Below are 1444 nucleotides of genomic sequence, written 5' to 3' on the forward strand. Positions count from 1 at the left end.
TACTAAAGAAGATATAGCTATAGCATTATCGGACGCAATGATGGTGCATTTAGTAGTAAAGGATAGTGATATTGCAAAGGAGCAAGAAGCTATTAGAGCCTTTGGAAAAGGTCTCGTGCAGGAGCAAGTAAGTGTTGAGAATGCACCACAAAATATAGCAAATGATGCAGCAGAAAGTCGAGCAAAAAATGCAGTTAATAATCAAGTAGGTGCTGCTACTAACAACCCAGCTATTGAGCATCTGAACAAAGAATATGGTGAGGAGTTTTTAAGGCTTTACAATCAGCTACTTGTATCTGATAAGATCGAGTTAATGGATCAGAAAGATTTAATGGGCAGAACTCTGTATTCCTTAAAATCAAGAGTAAATTTAGAGCGTCGTTATGTATCTGCTATAGAAGAGTTAAATGCTCAAGGCGAACATAAGCTGAATATTTTAGATAGTAATATTGGAGAAAGAAATAGTCTTAAGGAACAAATAGGCGATTTAGTAAATGTAGTAGGAGCGAACCTACAAAATAAGTTTAATGATAAGATAGGAGGTAGTTTAGGTTTAAAGCTTAACATATTTGACAGTAAGACTCATGAGTTCAGTAATGAGCAAATTAAAGCGATCTTGTCAGTCTGTAATGGCTCTGATATTAGCGTACTTGAAGGAAATCCCGGAGCCGGTAAGACTTTCGTGATGAAAGAGATAGTGCGTCAGTACAAAGCGGCAGGATTTAAGGTAGTAGGTACTGGACCAAGTAGTGTATCTGCTAAGGTCTTAAGCCGTAATGCTGGCATCAAAACCGACAATACTAGTGTGCTTCGTAAGAAAATCGTAGAGTCCCAAGGAGGCGACTTTAAGATAGATTTAAGCAGCAAATATTATGAGGAAGAAGAATATTTAAAATCTATTGGTTGTGACTCTGTATTGAACTTTTTACGTTCTGATGTACTTGATAGCAAAACAGTATTGATCGCAGATGAGGCAAGCATGATAGAGCTTGCTAATATGGACTATTTAGCTCACGAGGTCTTAAGGTCTAAGGCTAAATTAGTGCTTGTTGGAGATAACAACCAGTTTACAGCTGTTGGCATGACTGGAGCGTTCAACAAAGCCCGTAAGATTGCGGGAGGAGTTAAGCTTACTGAAGTAAGAAGACAGGAAAGAGTAGAGTACAGGCAGGCGACGAGAGCTATGGGACGCTTTGCGATGCAGGAAGCCATTGAGATATATAGAAAACTAGACGTATTTAACATTAAGGATAATGAGCAGGAAGCTAAAACCAGCTTAGTTACGTCATTTGCTAAGGAATATACTCAGCAGATAGATAATCTTAAGAGAGATGATTTAATAGCTATTAGAAGTATAGCAATTGGAGCATATACGAACGAGAAGGTAGCAGAGTTTAATACAAGAGTAAGAAGTGAGTTAAAGCATAGCGGAGCATTAAAGGGA

At 38.1% G+C, this 1444-nt stretch carries 1 protein-coding gene; it reads left to right on the forward strand.

What is annotated here, in order from left to right:
• Window positions 1-1444: AAA family ATPase (locus tag KYQ89_RS04575; RefSeq protein ID WP_218460608.1), on the forward strand; the 1444-nt coding region annotated here is incomplete at both ends.

It is taken from the genome of Rickettsia sp. TH2014 (assembly GCF_019249195.1).
In the GTDB taxonomy this organism is placed as follows: Bacteria; Pseudomonadota; Alphaproteobacteria; order Rickettsiales; family Rickettsiaceae; genus Rickettsia; species Rickettsia felis.